We start from the raw sequence: 946 nt of genomic DNA on the forward strand, positions 1-946 counted from the left end.
CACCCACCGGGCGATTTCGCCTCCCGGGCACCTTAAATTTATCCGCAAGGAGAGCACCCCATGGCAACACCAGCGTACATGTCGGTTACCGGCGAAAAACAAGGCCTGATCACTGCAGGCGCATTCACCGCTGACTCCGTAGGCAACACCTACCAGGAAGGCCACGAAGACCAGGTCATGGTTCAGGCTTTCACCCACGACGTGATCATCCCGCGTGACCCGCAATCCGGTCAGCCAACCGGTCAGCGCGTTCACAAGCCAGTTGTGATCACCAAGGTCTACGACAAGGCTTCGCCACTGCTGCAAGCAGCACTGACTTCCGGCGAGCGCATGAGCGAAATCGTTATCCAGTGGTACCGCACTTCGGCGCAAGGCACCCAAGAGCACTACTACACCACCAAACTGGAAGACGCGATCATCGTCGCCATCAACAACAAAATGCACAACTGCCAGGATCCAGGCAACGCGCACTTCACCCACCTGGAAGAAGTGCAGTTCACCTACCGCAAAATCACCTGGACCCACGAAGTATCCGGTACTTCGGGTTCCGATGACTGGCGTGCTCCAGTCGTTTAATTACGGCTGATCGTTACAAGCATCGGCCAGCTCTGCTGGTCGATGTTGTTTACGCCCCTCCAGAATTTCGCGTACGTTGAGCCGCTTTTTTGCGGCCGTCGACGAGCGCCGCTGTACAGCACGAGGAACAAGGGATGTTCGCGCCGGCCAATGAAACCCACTTTGCCCTGACCATCGAAGGTCTTTCCGCTGATTTCCAGGTGTTTACCCTCACCGGTCGGGAAGCCATCAGCCAGCCTTTTGTCTTCGAGGTGGAGCTGGTCAGTGAGCAGCCGTCGCTGGACCTCGAAACCCTGCTGCACAAACCGGCCTTTCTGCAGCTGTCGCCCGACGGCAGCGGCATTCATGGCCAGATCTACCGCGCCGCGCA

The 946-nt window shown here is 57.9% G+C and carries 1 protein-coding gene and 1 pseudogene; both read left to right on the forward strand.

Features of this window, described 5'->3' with window-relative positions; all coding sequences use genetic code 11:
- Positions 1 to 60 precede the first annotated feature (60 nt).
- Positions 61 to 576, forward strand: a complete 516-nt coding sequence (locus ACGSLL_RS28235; protein WP_007949952.1) for an Hcp family type VI secretion system effector — start codon at positions 61 to 63, stop codon at positions 574 to 576.
- Positions 577 to 710: 134 nt separating this feature from the next.
- Positions 711 to 946 (forward strand): annotated as a pseudogene (locus ACGSLL_RS28240) (type VI secretion system tip protein VgrG); the annotation flags it as partial.

Origin of the sequence: Pseudomonas retamae, from assembly GCF_043496865.1 — a bacterium.
GTDB classification, from domain to species: Bacteria; Pseudomonadota; Gammaproteobacteria; order Pseudomonadales; family Pseudomonadaceae; genus Aquipseudomonas; species Aquipseudomonas retamae.